The following is a 15,795-nucleotide window of genomic DNA, read 5'->3' as shown; positions in this document are numbered from 1 at the left end:
AAAGGCGCTAGACCGGGTTCGGGTTGCGTTCCAGGAAGCCCTGCTGGTGCCAGTAGGGATAGGCCCGCGTCGTCGCGCTGGCCGCGTCGAGCTCGGCAACCTGTTCGGGCGTGAGGTTCCAGCCCACCGCGCCGAGGTTCTGCCGCAGCTGCGCCTCGTCGCGCGCGCCGACCACCACGCTGGACACCGTCGGGCGCTGCAGCAGCCAGTTGAGCGCCACCTGCGGCACCGTCTTGCCGACTTCGGCGCCGATCTTTTCCAGCGCATCGACCACGCGGTACAGCAGCTCGTCGTGCACCGGCGGGCCCATGTCGGCCGTCGCGTGCAGTCGGCTGTTGGCGGGCAGCGGCTGGCCGCGGCGGATCTTGCCCGTGAGCCGGCCCCAGCCCAGCGGGCTCCACACCACGGCGCCGATGCCCTGGTCGATGCCCAGCGGCATCAGCTCCCATTCGTAGTCGCGGCCGACCAGCGAGTAGTAGGCCTGGTTCGCGACGTAGCGCGCGAGGCCGTGGCGCTCCGACACGGCCAGCGACTTCATCAGGTGCCAGCCCGAGAAGTTCGACACGCCGATGTAGCGCAGCTTGCCCGCGCGCACCAGGTCGTCGAGCGTGGAGAGCGTCTCTTCCACCGGCGTGCTCGCGTCGAAGCCATGCAGCTGGAACAGGTCGATGTAGTCGGTGCCCAGCCGCTTGAGCGAACCATCGACCGCCTGCACGAGGTGGTGACGCGAAGAGCCCACGTCGTTCGGCCCCTCGCCGCTGCGGAAGGTGGCCTTTGTCGAGATCAACAGCCTGTCGCGCGGCCGCCCCTTGATCGCCTCGCCGAGCACCGACTCGGCCGCGCCGGACGAATAGATGTCGGCGCTGTCGAACATGTTCACGCCGGCTTCGAGACAGATGTCGATGAGCTTGCGCGCCTCGGCCACGTCGGTGCTGCCCCATGCGCTGAAGAACTCGCCCTTGCCCCCGAAGGTGCCGGTGCCAAAACTCAGTACGGGGACCTTGAGGCCGGATTTGCCCAGATGACGGTATTCCAAAGTGGTGCTCCTTGGTGCTTGCGGATTCGGGATGAAGAAAGGTGGCCGACAGACCGGTCGGACTGCCGCGCGGCCATTGTTGGTTGGCGCGTTCAACCCTGCGGACGAATGGGCTTTGCGCAGCGGGTCACAAGTGGTTGACGAAGTCATCAACCAGTTCACTTTTTAAGCCTTTAGCATGCGCCGCGAGGTCGTGACCTCGCGCTCATCCGATGCGCGAGGCCTGGCTTCTGCAGAGAGTCGATAACCAACAAATTCTTCAGGGAGGAAAACCCATGCTTGTCGAAATCGACGAACACGGAATGATCAGTCACGCGCGCGTGCGACATGCGCGCAGTCCAATCGGGATCGAGATCGTCGGAAGGGCCAGATTGCCTGCGGGATTTAAAGCTGTTGGGAAAGAAGCAGAACTGACTCTTGATGAATTGCGCGGCAGGCGTGGAATCTATGACGAGCCGACTGCGGCGCAGAATCAATCGCTCTCATGGCTTGTCAGCGTGCTTCAGGAGGCAATTCGAATCGATAGCGAGGAAGTTTTTCGCCATCCTCTGGTCAGCCGCAAGAACCCGACAGAGGCTCAGGGGGCAAATTGGAAAATGCTGGTGCCAACGCCATGAAACGAAGCATCGATCTCTTGATTCCAGCGGCAGTGCTGATTGCGGCTGCGGTGTTTCCGGCGCAAGCGTCCGACAGGCGATATCCCATCAGCCGTGTACAGAAGGTTGAGATCACAGAACCTTCGGGCAGAACGGTATGGGAGAACAAGGATTTTCTCGATTGCGATGATGTCGTTTTGACGGAAGAGGACGTTCTTTTTGCCCTGCGGCATATGCGCCGGATTTCGCGCAGTGCCTACGCCCCTGAAAAAACCGATACCACGGGGTGCGAAGGAGGTGCCAACGTTACGTTCAAAAACGGAAAAATCCTCGTCATGGGTATCGAGCCTAACGGACGAACTCTTGCTCTTGAGTACGACGCACGGATGAACCTAATGAACAGTCCGACGAGCTTCTACGAATGCAGCCCTTGCCGGGACCGCAAGATGGCGCTCCTGAAAGATGCGCTGGACAGAGCAGACGAGCGACGGCTCAAAAGGCTGGAGGCAGAAGGAAAAATCCCTCCCGGCGAGGCCGAGCGCCGGCTGAAAGCCTTGCGAATCAGCCGCTGAGCGACTACACCCAACCCGCTTCGGCGGGTTTCTCTGGCTCCGACCCTCGCAACCTCTCGCATTGGGCAGACCAGCGTCTGGCTACCATCACCCGATGCGAATCTCCCTCGAAAGCCCCGCCCAGCCCGACGTCATCCAGCTCATCGACGACCTCGACGCCTACCAGAAGCCGCTGTATCCACCCGAGTGCCACTACGGCATCGACATTGCGGCGCTGTCTGCGCCGAACGTGCTGTTCGCGGTCGCCCGCGATGGCGAAGGCACGGCCGTCGGCTGCGGGGCCATCGTGATGGAGCCGGAGTTCGGCGAACTCAAGCGCATGTACGTCCGGCCGGAGAACCGGGGGCAAGGCGTCGCAGCGAAAGTGCTGGGTTTCCTCGAGGGCGAAGCGAAGGCGCGCGGCTGCGCGATGTTCAGGCTCGAAACGGGCGTGAGCCAGCCGGAGGCGCTCTCGTTCTATGCGCGCGCGGGCTATGCGCGGCGCGGACCGTTCGGGACGTACCCGGACGATCCGCTGAGCGTGTTCATGCAAAAGGAAGTCGCGGGCTGAGAGGCCGCAGCCTCCATCGCCGATGAATCCGGTCAGCGCCTGATCCGCACCAAGGCCGCGCTGCGCTCAGCCTGCCTCCGGCCCCGACAACGCCGCACGCATCGCGCGGGTCGCGCTGTCGGCAGCTTCGATGCGACGGCTCATTTCCTCATTGACCAGACGCACCAAGGAGCCGAGTTCGGTGCGCGTGGGACCGAGTTGTTCTGTATCGCCCACCTCCAGCGGCGCGATGAGCTTTTCAAGGCATGAATAGGCGCAGAGCACTTCGCGAAGACTGTCGGTGTCGTCGCAGGCTTGAAGAGCGAGGGCTTCGGCAGCGTCGAAGCGGGTTGATGCGGATGGCGTACGCGAGCGAGTAGAAGCAGCCATGAATGGCCTCCGGTGAACGCAGAGATGCTTCGAGACGCCAATCCCGAGCACCCCGAGCTTTCGGCGTGCGGGGCGCAGTTTATCGCCCGGATGAAGAACTCATCGAAGCGAACTCAAAGCCGCATTCCGAGCCAGATTACCGTCTCGGTCGAGGCCGCAACAACCGGGCTCAGCAACTTCGTCCACACATGGCCCGCACGCACATGCGACGCCGACTGGTCGTGATGCAACTGCTCCTCCTCGACGATTTGCGAGATGACATGGACGGCCGTTTCGTCCTTGCCAGCCAGTTCGCGCAATTGCGTCTTCAGGTGTCCCAGCACCACGCGCTCGACAGCCACTGTGGTCGCAGCGATGGCATCGCGACCCAGCAGCCCGGTGAGCAGACCCAGTACCCATCCGCCGATGCCGCACAACCAATAGCTGCGGCAACTGCGCAATCCCCGTCTCTGCAGTTCTGCCCAGAACAGAGCCCGGTGTCTTTCCTCGTGGGACTTGAACTCACGCAACTCCGGTACGAGCGAGGGTGCGGTCCATTGCGCCACGAAGATCTGCGCCCTGTAGATGTTGACCGCGCCTTGCTCGCCCGCATGGTCGACCTTGAGGATCCGTCCGCCCAGCGTCGAACCCCGGTCCGGTTGCTTCCCCTCATTCATTGCAGATCCCTCATTTGCCGAGGATTTTGACGTGTCGGGCCTTCAGCCGGCGCAAATCAGCGACATCAGTGGAAATACCTAGAGACCACGCCGTCACCGGCCCGGGCGTTCCCTCCACGAGGGAAACGGCGCGCCTCTACACCTCCCGAACCCCCTTCCCGCTGGCCCGCTACTTGCGATCGTGATCAAAAATGACAGAAAATTTTCTTATCTGACTTATATTTGTAAACTGGTTTTCAAAAAACGCACACTTTCGGGCGCAACGCACCCTTCATGAGCACACCTTTCGATACCCCAGGCACCACCGTGGCACAGCGCATCGCGCAGGCCTTGCCGCGGCTGTCGCGCTCGCACCGGCAGGTGGCCGACTACGTGCTGGAGCATCCGCTGCAGGTGGCGACGCTGCCCATCGACGAGCTGGCTGCGGTGGTGGGCGTGTCGGTGGCCACGGCCAACCGCTTCGCTCGGGCGCTCGACTTCGACGGCTACGCCACCTTCCGTGCAGAGCTGGTGCGGGGCTTCGAGCCGCTGGTGGCGCCGGTGGAGCGGCTGCGGGGCAACCTGGAGCGGCCGACCACGGTGGCCGAGGTGTTCGCCACGGCGCTCGACGAGAGCCGCCGCAACATCGACGCGACGCGTCAGACGCTGGACTACGCCGCCTGCGAAGCCGCAGTGGCGCGCATCGGCAAGGCGCGCTCGGTCTATATCGGCGGCTTCGGCGCGAGCGCGTGGCTCGCGGGCCTGCTTCAGCACGGGCTGGACGGCAGCTGCAGCGACGTGCGCATGCTCTCCAGCGTGAGCGGCGTCACGCATGCGGCGCGCACGCTGATGCACGCTGGGCCGCAGGACGTGTTCATCGGCCTGACCTTTCCGCGCTACCTGACGGACACCATCGCGCTGGCGCAGCTCGCGCGCAGCCAGGGCTGCGCCGTCATCGCCCTCACCGACCGGCCCAGCTCGCCGCTGGCCCCCTTGGCCGACGTGGCGCTGTTCTGCCAGACCGAAACCAGCTACCGCCCGAACTGCGAGACCAGCGTGCTCGCGCTGATCGAGGCGCTGACCAGCGCGGTGTCGCTGCGCGCGCCCGACCCTGTGCAGTCGGCCGGCCGCATCCTGCAGGCGGTGCGCCCCTGGCTGCATGGCGCCAACGGCCTGCAGCGCATCAGCGGGACCGCCGCGGCAGCACCCCAGACACCCGATGCCCCCGCCCCCAGCGGCGCGGGCAGCAAGAAGAAGAAAGCTTCCCGATGACCCAGACCCATGTGCCCGTGATCGCCATCCATGGCGGCGCCGGCACCATCAGCGCCGCGACGACGAGCGCGGAACAGGCGCAGGCCTATCACGATGCTTTGAAGAACATCGTGGCCGCCGCGCAGGCGATGCTGCTCAAGGGCGCCTCCGCGCTCGATGCCACCTGCCTCGCGGTGGAGATGCTCGAGGAGTGTCCGCTCTTCAACGCCGGCCACGGCGCGGTGTTCACGCACGACGAAACCCATGAGCTCGACGCCGCCGTGATGGACGGCGCCACGCTCGCCGCCGGCGCGATCGCGGGCGTGTGCCACATCCGCCGCCCGGTGCGCGCCGCGCGCGCCGTGCTCGAAGACGGCGCCCATGTGCTGCTGGCCGGTGCCGGCGCCGAGACATTCGCGCGCGAACGCGGGCTGGAGATGGTCGAGCCTTCGTTCTTCTCCACCGAGGCGCGCCGCCAGCAGCTCTACCGCGTGCGCGGCACGGGCCGCGTGGTGACGGACCATGAAGGCGCGACGATGGCGGCGGCTGCAGCAGCAACTCCGTCCCCGCTCGACGAGGACAAGAAGTTCGGCACAGTCGGCGCGGTCGCGCTCGACATGCACGGCCACCTGGCCGCTGCCACCTCCACCGGCGGCATGACCAACAAGCGCGTCGGCCGCATCGGCGATTCGCCGCTCATCGGGGCCGGCACCTACGCCGATGACCGCACGGCCGCCGTGTCGTGCACCGGCAGCGGCGAGATGTTCATCCGCGTCGCCGCCGCCTACGACGTCTGCGCGCGCATGGCCTACGGCGGCGCGACGCTCGAAGCCGCCACGCACGCCGTGGTGCAGCAGTCGCTGCCGGCCATCGGCGGCTCGGGCGGGCTGATCGCCGTGGACCGCCACGGCAACCTGAGCCTGGCCTTCAACAGCGAAGGCATGTACCGCGGCCACGCGCGCGGCAACGAAGCGCCGCAGACAGCCATCTTCTCCTGACGCCGTACGCGCTCGCAGCCCCCTCTTTTCCTCGCACTCCCATGTCCACCCCTTCCCTCGCCCTGCCGGACGGCCGCGTTCTCGCCGTCGACGACCTCACCGTTCGCTTCTCGACTTCCGAGCGCACGGTCGATGCCGTGAAGAAGCTGTCATTCCACGTCGACCACGGCGAAACGCTCGCGGTGGTGGGCGAATCGGGTTCGGGCAAGTCGGTGACTTCGCTGGCGCTGATGCGCCTGGTGGAGCACGGCGGCGGCCGCATCCTGAACGGCAGCATGATGTTCCGCCGCCGCAACGGCGAAGTGCTCGACCTGGCGCAGGCGCGCGATAGCGCCATGCGCAACATCCGCGGCGCGGACATCGCGATGATCTTCCAGGAGCCGATGACGTCGCTGAACCCGGTGTTCACCGCCGGCGACCAGATCGCCGAGGCCATCCGCATCCACCAGGGCAAGAGCGACGCGGCAGCGCGCGCCGAGGCGCTGCGCATGCTGGAGCTGGTGCGCATTCCCGAGGCGCGCAACGTGCTCGACCGCTTTCCGCACCAGCTCTCGGGCGGCATGCGCCAGCGCGTGATGATCGCGATGGCGCTGTCGTGCAAGCCGCAGCTGCTGATCGCCGACGAACCGACCACCGCGCTGGACGTGACCATCCAGGCGCAGATCCTCCAGCTCATCCGCGAACTGCAGAAGGAGATGCACATGGGCGTGCTCTTCATCACGCACGACATGGGCGTGGTGGCCGAGATCGCCGACCGCGTGCTGGTGATGTTCCGCGGCGACAAGGTGGAAGAAGGCGTCTCCGACGACGTGTTCGCAGCGCCTCGGCACCCCTACACCCGCGCGCTGCTGTCGGCCGTGCCGAAACTGGGCGCGATGCAGGGCACCGACCTGCCTGCCAAGTTCGAACTGCTGCGCACCGAGGCCAGCGCCGACGCCGCGGCGCCCCATCAGGCCACCCCGCAGGACACGGTGCGCGCAGACGCCGGCCCGATCCTGCGCGTGCGCGACCTCGTCACCCGCTTCGACGTGCGCAGCGGCCTCTTCGGCCGCGTGAAGCGCCGCGTGCATGCGGTGGAGAAGATCAGCTTCGACCTGTACCCCGGCGAAACGCTGGCGCTGGTGGGCGAATCGGGCTGCGGCAAGTCGACCACCGGCCGCTCGCTGCTGCGCCTGGTCGAGAGCCAGAGCGGCGCGATCGAGTTCGGCGGCAAGAACATCCGCGAGCTGCCCACGCGCGAGCTGCAGGCGCTTCGCCGCAACATCCAGTTCATCTTCCAGGATCCGTTCGCCTCGCTCGATCCGCGCGTGACGGTGGGTTTCTCGATCATGGAGCCGCTGCTCATCCACAACATCGCCAAGGGCGCCGAGGCGCAGCAGCGCGTCGACTGGCTGCTGCAGAAGGTGGGCCTGCCGCCCGAGGCGGCGCAGCGCTATCCGCACGAGTTCTCGGGCGGCCAGCGCCAGCGCATTGCCATCGCGCGGGCACTGGCGCTCAACCCCAAGGTGGTGGTGGCCGACGAATCGGTGTCGGCGCTGGACGTGTCCATCCAGGCGCAGATCGTCAACCTGATGCTCGACCTGCAGCGCGAACTGGGCGTGGCCTTCCTCTTCATCTCGCACGACATGGCGGTGGTGGAGCGCATCAGCCACCGGGTGGCCGTGATGTACCTGGGTCAGATCGTCGAGATCGGCCCGCGCCGCGCGGTGTTCGAGGCGCCGCAGCACCCCTACACGCGCAAGCTGATGGCCGCGGTGCCGGTGGCCGACCCGGCGCGCCGCCACAAGCCGCGCGCGCTGCTCGAAGGCGAGATTCCCAGCCCGATCCGCGCCGTGGGCGACGAGCCCGTGGTGCCGCCGCTGGTGCAGGTCGCGCCGGGTCACTTCGTCGCGCAGCACGCCATCGGCGGTGCGTTCTGAACGGTCAATCAATTTTTTCAACCCGCAGGCCCTCCTGCTTTTTTCCTCGAACCGACTGGAGTTCTTCCATGACGCAACAAGCTTCCTCCTCCCTGCGATGGGCATCCGCACTGCTGGGCCTGGCCGCGCTGGCCGCCTCGGGCACGGCACTGGCCGCGAAAGACGTGGTGCTGTCCATCGGCTACCAGCCGGAAACGCTGGACCCGTACAACACCAACACCACCATCACCACGGCCGTGACCAAGACCTTCTATGAAGGCCTGTTCCAGTTCGACAAGGACCTGAAGGTGCAGAACGTGCTCGCCGAGGGCTACGAGGTGTCGAAGGACGGCCTGGTCTACACCATCAAGCTGCGCACCGGCGTGAAGTTCCACGACGGCACCGACTTCAACGCCGACGCGGTGAAGTTCACGCTCGACCGCGTGCTGAACCAGGACAACAAGCTGCTGCGCTACAACCAGTTCAACCGCGTGAGCAAGGTCGAGGTGGTCAACCCGAGCACCGTGCGCATCACGCTGAAGGAGCCCTTCGGTCCCTTCATCAACTCGCTGGCCCACGCATCGGCCGCCATGATCTCGCCCACCGCGCTGAAGAAGTGGGGCAACAAGGACATCGCCTTCCACCCCGTGGGTACCGGCCCCTTCGAGTTCGTCGAGTGGAAGCAGACCGAGGCCGTCAAGGCCAAGAAGTTCGACGGCTACTGGAAGAAGGGCTACCCGAAGGTCGACAACGTGTCGTGGAAGCCGGTGCTCGAGAACAACACCCGCGCCGCGATGCTGCAGACCGGCGAGGCCGACTTCGCATTCCCCATTCCCTATGAGCAGGCCGAGCTGCTGAAGAAGAGCGACAAGCTCGAAGTGGTGGCAACGCCCTCGATCATCACGCGCTTCCTGGCATTCAACATGCTGCAGAAGCCCTACGACAACCCGAAGGTGCGCGAGGCCATCGGCTACGCCATCAACAAGGAGGCGCTGGCCAAGGTGGCGTTCGGCGGCTATGCCTTCCCGGCGCAGGGCGTGCTGCCCCAGGGCGTGAAGTACGCCGAGAAGATGGCTCCCATTCCCTACGACCTGAAGAAGGCCAAGGAGCTGATGAAGGAAGCCGGCTACCCCGACGGCTTCGAGTCGGTGCTGTGGAGCGCCTACAACAACACGACCTCGCAGAAGACGATCCAGTTCGTGCAGCAGCAGCTCGCGCAGATCGGCATCAAGCTGCAGGTGCAGGCGCTCGAAGTGGGCCAGCGCACCGAGCAGGTGGATGCATGGCCCGATCCGAAGACGGCCAAGGTCCGCATGTACTACACCGGCTGGTCGTCGTCGACCGGCGAGGCCGACTGGGGCCTGCGCCCGCTGTTCGCCTCGGAAGCCTGGGCTCCGAAGCTGAACAACATGTCGTTCTACAAGAGCGAGGTGGTCGACAGCTCGCTGGCCAAGGCGCTGGTGACCACCGACGAGAAGGAACGCGCCGCGCTGTACAAGACCGCGCAGGAAGAGATCCGCAAGGACCTGCCGCGCGTGCCGATGATCACCGAGCAGAACCTGTCGGCGCACGCCAAGCGTCTGTCGGGCGTGTTCGTGATGCCTGACGGCAACATCAACATCGACGCCATCGCCACGTCGAACTGATCCCGGCTCCTCGTTTCCTGACTGACTGCCCGACGGGCGATGGCATGCCGCCATCGTCCGATCGCGGCAACCGCACCCCATGCTGAATTACTTCCTCAAACGACTGTTGGGCCTGATCCCCACGCTGCTCATCGTGGCGGTGCTGGTGTTCCTGTTCGTCCACATGCTGCCCGGCGATCCGGCGCGTCTCGCCGCCGGCCAGGACGCCGACGAGCAGACCGTGGCCATGGTCCGCGCGGAGCTCGGGCTGGACAAGCCGCTGCCGCAGCAGTTCGTGAACTTCTTCACCCACATGCTGCAGGGCGACTTCGGCACCTCCATCCGCACGCGGCGGCCGGTGGCGACCGAGATCGGCGAGCGCTTCTTCCCGACGGTGATGCTGACCATCACCAGCATGGTGTGGGCGGTGATCTTCGGCATGGCCATCGGCATCGTCTCGGCCGTGTACCGCAACAAGTGGCCCGACCGGCTGGGCATGACGCTCGCGGTTTCGGGCATCTCCTTTCCCGCATTTGCACTCGGCATGCTGCTGATGCAGATCTTCTCGGTCCAGCTCGGATGGCTGCCCACGGTGGGCGCCAGCAGCTGGAAGCACTACATCCTGCCCTCCATCACCCTGGGCGCGGCCGTGGCGGCCGTGATGGCGCGCTTCACGCGGGCCTCCTTCGTCGAGGTGATCCAGGAAGACTTCGTGCGCACGGCACGCGCCAAGGGCGTGCGCGAGCGCGCCGTGATCATCAAGCACTGCCTGCGCAACGCGCTGATTCCGGTGGTGACGATGATGGGCCTGCAGTTCGGCTTCCTGCTGGGCGGCTCCATTCTTGTGGAGGCGGTGTTCAACTGGCCCGGCCTCGGCCGCCTGCTGGTCGATGCGGTGCAGATGCGCGACTACCCCGTGATCCAGACGCTGGTGCTGCTGTTCTCGCTCGAATTCATCCTGATCAACCTGGTGGTGGATGTGCTCTATGGCTACATCAACCCGACTATTCGATACAAGTGAGCAAGCAGCCATGACGCAACAAGCTTCCGGCGTGCCTGCCGAAACCATCGCGCCACCGGTCGTGGCCGTCCAAACCGCCGGCAAGGTCCGCACGCCCTGGGGCGAGTGCTGGCGCCGCTTCAAGAAGCAGCCGGTGGGCATCGTCGCCGCGCTCTTCGTGCTGCTGCTGGTGTTCGTCGCGGTGTTCGCGCCGTGGATCGTGCCCTTCGATCCGGAGAACTTCTTCGACTACGACATGCTGAACACCGGCCCTTCGGCCGCGCACTGGTTCGGCGTCGACCCGCTGGGCCGCGACATCTTCAGCCGCATCCTGATGGGCGCGCGCATCTCGCTGATGGCGGGCTTCCTGTCGGTGGTGCTGGGCGGCATCGTCGGCACCGCCTTCGGCCTGCTGGCGGGCTACTACGAAGGCTGGTGGGACCGCATCGTGATGCGCATCTCGGACGTGCTCTTCGCCTTCCCCGGCATCCTGCTGGCGCTGGGCGTGGTGGCCATCCTGGGCAGCAGCATGACGAACGTGGTGGTGGCTGTGTCGGTGTTCAGCGTGCCGGCCTTCGCGCGCCTCGTGCGCGGCAACACGCTGGTGCTGAAGCAGCAGACCTACATCGAGGCCGAGCGCAGCATCGGCGCCTCGGACTGGACCATCATCGTGCGGCACATCCTGCCGGGCACCATCTCGTCGATCGTGGTGTATTTTTCGATGCGCGTGGGCACCTCGATCATCACGGCCGCCAGCCTCTCGTTCCTGGGCATGGGCGCGCAGCCTCCGACGCCCGAATGGGGCGCGATGCTCAGCGAGGCCCGCGCCGACATGGTGACCTCGCCGCACGTGGCACTCTTCCCCAGCCTGGCCATCTTCTTCACCGTGCTCGCCTTCAACCTGCTGGGCGATGCACTGCGCGACGCGCTCGATCCGAAGATCGACCGCCAGTAAATCCGGTTCTCCTTCTTCATGTCTTCCAGCAAGCAGCAGGCCTCCCTTCCCTTCATCGGCAGCCTGCTCCAGGGCGAACGCAACGCCATCACCGACGTCGCGGGCGTCACCGTGGGCCACCGCACGCTGGCCGACGGCCCCGTGCAGACGGGCGTGACCGTCGTCCGTCCGCACGCGGGCGATCTCTTCCGCGACAAGGTGCCGGCCGCCGTGGCCGTGCTCAACGGCTTCGGCAAGAGCGTCGGCCTGCTGCAGGTCGAAGAGCTGGGCGTGCTTGAAACGCCCATCGCGCTGACCAACACCTTCTCGGTCGGCGCGGTGGCGGCGGCGCAGATCCGCCGCTGCGTGGCCGACAATCCCGAATGCGGACGCACGCTGCCCACGGTCAATCCGCTGGTGTTCGAGTGCAACGACGGCTTTCTCAACGACATCCAGCGCATGGCCGTGAGCGAGGCCGACTACCTGCACGCGCTGGCCGGCGCCACCCCTGACTTCGAGCAGGGCTCGGTCGGCGCGGGGCGCGGCATGTCGAGTTTCCAGCTCAAGGGCGGCATCGGCAGCGCCTCGCGGCGGGTGTCGGCGCGCGAGGGCCTGTGCCACACGGTCGGCGCGCTGGTGCTGGCGAACTACGGGCGCCAGCCGCAGCTGCTGCTGGCCGGCCACGCCGTGGGCGAACGGCTCGCCGCGCTGCAGGCCGAACGCAGCCTGCCGGCGGTGAACGAGGCCGAGAAGGGCTCGATCATCATCGTGGTGGCCACCGACGCGCCGCTGGACGCGCGCCAGCTGCGCCGCCTCGCGCTGCGCGCCGGCGCCGGGCTGGCCCGCACGGGCTCGGTCTTCGGGCACGGCAGCGGCGACATCGTGCTGGCCTTCTCCACCGCCTACACCGTGCCCGACAGCGTCGAGCGGCCGATGCCCGCCGTGGCGATGCTGCACGACGGTTTGCTCGACGGCCTGTTCCAGGCCGCGGCCGACAGCACCGAGCAGGCGATCATCCATGCCCTGTGGCGCGCCACCGCCGTCACCGGCCGCGACGGCAACCACCGCGCCTCGCTGGCCGACGTGCTGCCCGCCTCCACCCTCTTCTCAAACCACGCCTGAGCGCGAGCCTTCACTCATGAAAGTCCTGATCTCCACCGACATCGAAGGCGTCGCCGGCGTCTATCACTCCGAGCAGGTGCGCGCGGGCAACCCCGAATACGAGCGCGCGCGGCTGCTGATGACGCACGAGGCCAACGCCGCCATCGCCGGCGCCTTCGACGCGGGCGCGACCGAGGTGCTGGTGAACGATTCGCACGGCGGCTTCCGCAACATGCCGCCGGATTTGCTCGACGCGCGCGCCCGCGTGATCCAGGGCAAGCCGCGGTACCTGAGCATGGTGGCGGGCGTGGAAGAAGGCGTGGACGCTCTGTGCATGGTCGGCTACCACTCGCGCGCGCAGGGGCGCGGCATCCTCGCGCACACGATCAACAGCTTCGCGTTCGCGGGCATCTCGCTCGGCGGCGAGGAACTGGGCGAGGCAGGGCTCTACGGCGCGCTGGCCGGCGAATACGGCGTGCCGGTGGTGATGGCCAGCGGCGACGACGTGTTCATCGCCGAGAACCGCCCGCTCTTCCCGCACGCCACCTTCGTCGAGACGAAGAAGGCCACGGGCTGCACCAGCGGCGTGTCGCTCTCGCCCGAGCAGTCGCGCCGGGCGATCCGTGCGGGCGTGGAAGAAGCATTGGCGGCCCGCGCGAATGCCAAGCCGCTCGTCTTCGAAGGGCCGCAGACGGTGACGCTGCGCGCCCAGACCTCCGCGCTGGCCGACCTGTTCTGCCAGTGGCCGAGCTTCGAGCGCGTGGACGGCGTCACCCTGCGCTTCACCGCGCCGACGGTGGAGGCGGCCGTGCGCATGCTGAACTGCTGCTCGGCGATGTCGTCGATGCTGCGCTGAGGCGCGACGACCTAATCCAAACAACTCAGGCCGACGCGGCCTTGAGCGCCAGCAGGCTGTCGCGCAGCGCCTGCATCAGCGGCGACCACGATGAGCCCGGGCGCGAAAGCAGCACAACCGCGCGCGGCACGCGCAGTGCCGGCACTGGCAGCACCGCGAAGCGGCTGTCGTCGGCATGCCGCATGAAAGAGCGCGGCACCAGCGTGACCAGATCGGTCCCGGCCAGTACCGACAGGTTCAGCTCGGACGCGAACGGCACTTCCATCACGACCCGGGGCGCAGCGAGGTTGTTGCGCGCGAAGATGTCGGTGATCGCCTTGAAGGCCGCCGACGTGGCCGGCCCCGAGATCCATCCGTAGGCCGTGACATCGGCCAGCGAGACGCGCGAGCGCTGCGTCAGCGGATGGCCGGTTCGCACCAGCGGCAGCATCGGGTCGTTGTCGACCTTGGTGCGCTCGGCGTCCAGCGGCTGGCCCTCGTAGGCGGGCACCAGCGCCAGGTCGAGCTCGCCCTCGCGCACGAGTGTGGCCAGCGTGTCGGAGCGGTCGACGCGCAGGCGCACCCGCAGCCCCGGGCGTTGGTTCAGCAGTGTGCCCAACGCAGCGGCGACGCGGTTGCCCGAGGTGGTGTCGGTCACGCCCACGCGCAGCAGCCCGGCTTGCTGCGCCCGCATCTCGTTGGCCAGCAACACGGTGTCGGCGTAGTCGGCCTGCAGGCGCCGCACCTGTTCGGCGACCCGCTGCCCGGCCGAAGTCAGCACCATGCCGCGCGCGCTGCGCTCGAACAGCTGCAGCCCGAACTCGCCCTCGACCCGGCGCACGGCCTTGGTCAAGGCGGGCTGGGTCACGCCCTGCTCGTCGGCCGCGGCGGAAAGCAGGCCGGTCTTGGCCACGGCGAGGAAATACTGGACATCGCGCATCGACAGGGACATTCCCCGATTTTATGACTCAGTGATGACTTGGGAATGAGTCTGGGAAGCACCGGCACTTAGATTCCGAAAACGCCAATCCCGGAGCCCATCGCCATGCCCTCACCCTCCTCCTCTCCCAACATCGTGCTCATCGTCGCCGACAACCTCGGCTGGGGCGAGCTGGGCTGCTACGGCGGCGGCGCGCTGCGCGGCGCACCCACGCCGAACATCGACGCCCTCGCAAAGCAGGGCCTGCTGCTGCAGAACTTCAATGTGGAGAGCGACTGCGTGCCGACCCGCTCCGCGCTGATGAGCGGGCGCCACCCAATCCGCACCGGCTGCCTGCAGTCGGTGCCGCCGGGCCTTCCGCAGGGGCTGACGCGGCGCGAGATCACGCTGGCCCAGCTGCTCTCTGCCCGGGGCTATGCCACCGCGCACTACGGCAAGTGGCACCTGGGCGACGTGCCGGGGCGCTTTCCGTCGGACCGAGGCTTCGACGAGTGGTACGGCATTCCGCGCACCACGGACGAGAGCCAGTTCACCTCGACGGTGGGCTTCGACCCCAGCGTGGTGGAGCTGCCCTGGATCATGCGCGGCCGCAGCGGCGAGCCCTCGGAAGGCGTGAAGGTGTACGACCTGGAAGCGCGGCGGCAGATCGACGCCGACCTGGTCGACATGTCCATCGGCTTCATGCGGCGCCAGCGCGAGGCCGGCAAGCCCTTCTTTCTATATCTGCCGCTGGTGCATCTGCATTTCCCGACGCTGCCGCACCCCGAGTTCGCCGGCCGCACGGGCGCAGGCGACTTCGCCGATTCGATGGTGGAAATGGACCACCGCGTGGGCCAGGTGGTGCGCGCGCTCGACGAACTGGGCGCGGCCGAAGACACGCTTTTGATCTTCTGCAGCGACAACGGCCCCGAGTTCCGCGCTCCCTACCGGGGCACGGCCGGCCCCTGGAGCGGCACCTATCACACCGCCATGGAAGGCAGCCTGCGGGTGCCCTTCATCGCGCGCTGGCCGGGCCGCATCGCAACCGGCCGGGTGAGCAACGAGATCGTGCACGTGGCCGACCTCTTCACCACCCTGGCGGGCGTGGCCGGTGCCGAGCTGCCGCAGGACAGGCCTATCGACGGCGTGGACCAACTGCCCTTCCTGCTGGGCGAGCAGGAGAAGTCGGCCCGCGAGGGCTTTCCCTTCTACATAAAGAACGAGTTGCGGGCAGTGAAATGGCGCGACTGGAAGCTGCACTTCTACTGGGAGCCCGAGGTCAACGAAGGCAAGGGCAAGCTGGAGTCGCCTTACCTCTTCAACACCACCCGCGACCCGAAGGAGACGACCGACGTGCTGGTCTACAACACCTGGGTGCTGGGGCCGGTGCTCAAGCTGGTGAAGGCCTTCCAGGACAGCTTCGCGCGGCATCCGAACACGCCGCCCGGCCAGCTTGACGACTAACCTGATGAACAG

At 66.9% G+C, this 15,795-nt stretch carries 16 protein-coding genes; 12 read left to right on the top strand and 4 right to left on the bottom strand.

Annotation, left to right across the window (positions count from 1 at the left end; all coding sequences use genetic code 11):
- Window positions 1-7 precede the first annotated feature (7 nt).
- Entirely contained in the window at window positions 8-1,036 is a 1,029-nt protein-coding gene (locus ABL844_RS14945; protein ID WP_184638289.1) for an aldo/keto reductase, read from the bottom strand.
- A gap of 275 nt (window positions 1,037-1,311) precedes the next feature.
- Here ABL844_RS14945 and ABL844_RS14940 point away from each other — a divergent pair, with 275 nt between their 5' ends.
- The 3 genes from ABL844_RS14940 to ABL844_RS14930 all read left to right on the top strand — a co-directional run bounded on the left by ABL844_RS14940 (window position 1,312) and on the right by ABL844_RS14930 (window position 2,754).
- On the top strand, window positions 1,312-1,653 hold the full coding sequence (locus tag ABL844_RS14940; protein ID WP_418131768.1) for a hypothetical protein: 342 nt from the start codon (window positions 1,312-1,314) through the stop codon (window positions 1,651-1,653).
- Window positions 1,650-2,204: a hypothetical protein gene (locus ABL844_RS14935; RefSeq protein WP_418131767.1), complete on the top strand. Its 555-nt coding sequence runs from the start codon at window positions 1,650-1,652 to the stop codon at window positions 2,202-2,204. Before ABL844_RS14940 ends, ABL844_RS14935 begins: the two co-directional genes overlap by 4 nt.
- Window positions 2,205-2,298: 94 nt before the next feature.
- Window positions 2,299-2,754, top strand: coding sequence for a GNAT family N-acetyltransferase (locus ABL844_RS14930; RefSeq protein WP_418131766.1), 456 nt, complete (start codon window positions 2,299-2,301; stop codon window positions 2,752-2,754).
- 66 nt (window positions 2,755-2,820) lie between these two features.
- Here the strand turns inward: ABL844_RS14930 and ABL844_RS14925 are convergent, their stop codons facing one another.
- Window positions 2,821-3,123, bottom strand: coding sequence for a hypothetical protein (locus tag ABL844_RS14925; RefSeq protein ID WP_184638295.1), 303 nt, complete (start codon window positions 3,121-3,123; stop codon window positions 2,821-2,823).
- Window positions 3,124-3,236: 113 nt separating this feature from the next.
- The gene (locus ABL844_RS14920; protein WP_184638297.1) at window positions 3,237-3,779 is read right to left on the bottom strand and encodes a demethoxyubiquinone hydroxylase family protein; all 543 of its coding nucleotides are present in this window, start codon (window positions 3,777-3,779) and stop codon (window positions 3,237-3,239) included.
- Between the two features lie 273 nt (window positions 3,780-4,052).
- Between ABL844_RS14920 and ABL844_RS14915 the strand changes: the two genes are divergently transcribed.
- The 8 genes from ABL844_RS14915 to ABL844_RS14880 all read left to right on the top strand — a co-directional run bounded on the left by ABL844_RS14915 (window position 4,053) and on the right by ABL844_RS14880 (window position 13,421).
- Window positions 4,053-5,030: a MurR/RpiR family transcriptional regulator gene (locus ABL844_RS14915; RefSeq protein WP_418125672.1), complete on the top strand. Its 978-nt coding sequence runs from the start codon at window positions 4,053-4,055 to the stop codon at window positions 5,028-5,030.
- On the top strand, window positions 5,027-6,007 hold the full coding sequence (locus ABL844_RS14910) for an isoaspartyl peptidase/L-asparaginase family protein (RefSeq protein WP_418131764.1): 981 nt from the start codon (window positions 5,027-5,029) through the stop codon (window positions 6,005-6,007). The genes ABL844_RS14915 and ABL844_RS14910 overlap by 4 nt, the downstream gene beginning before the upstream one ends.
- Before the next feature lie 41 nt (window positions 6,008-6,048).
- Complete coding sequence (locus ABL844_RS14905) at window positions 6,049-7,926, top strand: dipeptide ABC transporter ATP-binding protein (RefSeq protein ID WP_418131763.1); 1,878 nt, start codon at window positions 6,049-6,051, stop codon at window positions 7,924-7,926.
- A gap of 68 nt (window positions 7,927-7,994) precedes the next feature.
- Entirely contained in the window at window positions 7,995-9,551 is a 1,557-nt protein-coding gene (gsiB, locus tag ABL844_RS14900) for a glutathione ABC transporter substrate-binding protein GsiB (protein WP_184638302.1), read from the top strand.
- 79 nt (window positions 9,552-9,630) lie between these two features.
- Entirely contained in the window at window positions 9,631-10,551 is a 921-nt protein-coding gene (gsiC, locus tag ABL844_RS14895) for a glutathione ABC transporter permease GsiC (protein ID WP_126019272.1), read from the top strand.
- Window positions 10,552-10,561: 10 nt separating this feature from the next.
- Window positions 10,562-11,485, top strand: a complete 924-nt coding sequence (gene gsiD, locus ABL844_RS14890) for a glutathione ABC transporter permease GsiD (protein WP_184638303.1) — start codon at window positions 10,562-10,564, stop codon at window positions 11,483-11,485.
- An 18-nt stretch (window positions 11,486-11,503) separates the two neighbouring features.
- Window positions 11,504-12,586 (top strand): P1 family peptidase, encoded by a 1,083-nt coding sequence (locus tag ABL844_RS14885; protein WP_418131762.1) that lies wholly within the window; start codon window positions 11,504-11,506, stop codon window positions 12,584-12,586.
- 16 nt (window positions 12,587-12,602) lie between these two features.
- Window positions 12,603-13,421 (top strand): M55 family metallopeptidase, encoded by an 819-nt coding sequence (locus ABL844_RS14880; RefSeq protein ID WP_369658294.1) that lies wholly within the window; start codon window positions 12,603-12,605, stop codon window positions 13,419-13,421.
- A 25-nt stretch (window positions 13,422-13,446) separates the two neighbouring features.
- Here ABL844_RS14880 and ABL844_RS14875 read toward each other — a convergent pair whose 3' ends face one another.
- Window positions 13,447-14,352 (bottom strand): LysR family transcriptional regulator, encoded by a 906-nt coding sequence (locus ABL844_RS14875; RefSeq protein ID WP_418120258.1) that lies wholly within the window; start codon window positions 14,350-14,352, stop codon window positions 13,447-13,449.
- Between the two features lie 93 nt (window positions 14,353-14,445).
- Between ABL844_RS14875 and ABL844_RS14870 the strand changes: the two genes are divergently transcribed.
- A complete protein-coding gene (locus ABL844_RS14870; RefSeq protein ID WP_418131761.1) occupies window positions 14,446-15,783 on the top strand; it encodes an arylsulfatase in 1,338 nt (445 codons plus the stop codon).
- Window positions 15,784-15,795: the final 12 nt, after the last annotated feature.

Source organism: Variovorax sp. 278MFTsu5.1 (genome assembly GCF_048305045.1).
Classification (GTDB): domain Bacteria; phylum Pseudomonadota; class Gammaproteobacteria; order Burkholderiales; family Burkholderiaceae_C; genus Variovorax; species Variovorax guangxiensis.
Note: the sequence above shows the minus strand (reverse complement) of the source record. Positions and strands in the feature narration are given on the sequence as shown.

What these genes read in the sequence shown, in the direction of transcription:
- ABL844_RS14940 (WP_418131768.1), top strand. Translation starts at nt 1,312, where the DNA reads ATGCTTGTCGAAATCGACGAACACGGAATGATCAGTCACGCGCGCGTG.
- ABL844_RS14935 (WP_418131767.1), top strand. Translation starts at nt 1,650, where the DNA reads ATGAAACGAAGCATCGATCTCTTGATTCCAGCGGCAGTGCTGATTGCG.
- ABL844_RS14930 (WP_418131766.1), top strand. Translation starts at nt 2,299, where the DNA reads ATGCGAATCTCCCTCGAAAGCCCCGCCCAGCCCGACGTCATCCAGCTC.
- ABL844_RS14925 (WP_184638295.1), bottom strand. Translation starts at nt 3,123, where the DNA reads ATGGCTGCTTCTACTCGCTCGCGTACGCCATCCGCATCAACCCGCTTC.
- ABL844_RS14920 (WP_184638297.1), bottom strand. Translation starts at nt 3,779, where the DNA reads ATGAATGAGGGGAAGCAACCGGACCGGGGTTCGACGCTGGGCGGACGG.
- ABL844_RS14915 (WP_418125672.1), top strand. Translation starts at nt 4,053, where the DNA reads ATGAGCACACCTTTCGATACCCCAGGCACCACCGTGGCACAGCGCATC.
- ABL844_RS14910 (WP_418131764.1), top strand. Translation starts at nt 5,027, where the DNA reads ATGACCCAGACCCATGTGCCCGTGATCGCCATCCATGGCGGCGCCGGC.
- ABL844_RS14905 (WP_418131763.1), top strand. Translation starts at nt 6,049, where the DNA reads ATGTCCACCCCTTCCCTCGCCCTGCCGGACGGCCGCGTTCTCGCCGTC.
- gsiB (WP_184638302.1), top strand. Translation starts at nt 7,995, where the DNA reads ATGACGCAACAAGCTTCCTCCTCCCTGCGATGGGCATCCGCACTGCTG.
- gsiC (WP_126019272.1), top strand. Translation starts at nt 9,631, where the DNA reads ATGCTGAATTACTTCCTCAAACGACTGTTGGGCCTGATCCCCACGCTG.
- gsiD (WP_184638303.1), top strand. Translation starts at nt 10,562, where the DNA reads ATGACGCAACAAGCTTCCGGCGTGCCTGCCGAAACCATCGCGCCACCG.
- ABL844_RS14885 (WP_418131762.1), top strand. Translation starts at nt 11,504, where the DNA reads ATGTCTTCCAGCAAGCAGCAGGCCTCCCTTCCCTTCATCGGCAGCCTG.
- ABL844_RS14880 (WP_369658294.1), top strand. Translation starts at nt 12,603, where the DNA reads ATGAAAGTCCTGATCTCCACCGACATCGAAGGCGTCGCCGGCGTCTAT.
- ABL844_RS14875 (WP_418120258.1), bottom strand. Translation starts at nt 14,352, where the DNA reads ATGTCCCTGTCGATGCGCGATGTCCAGTATTTCCTCGCCGTGGCCAAG.
- ABL844_RS14870 (WP_418131761.1), top strand. Translation starts at nt 14,446, where the DNA reads ATGCCCTCACCCTCCTCCTCTCCCAACATCGTGCTCATCGTCGCCGAC.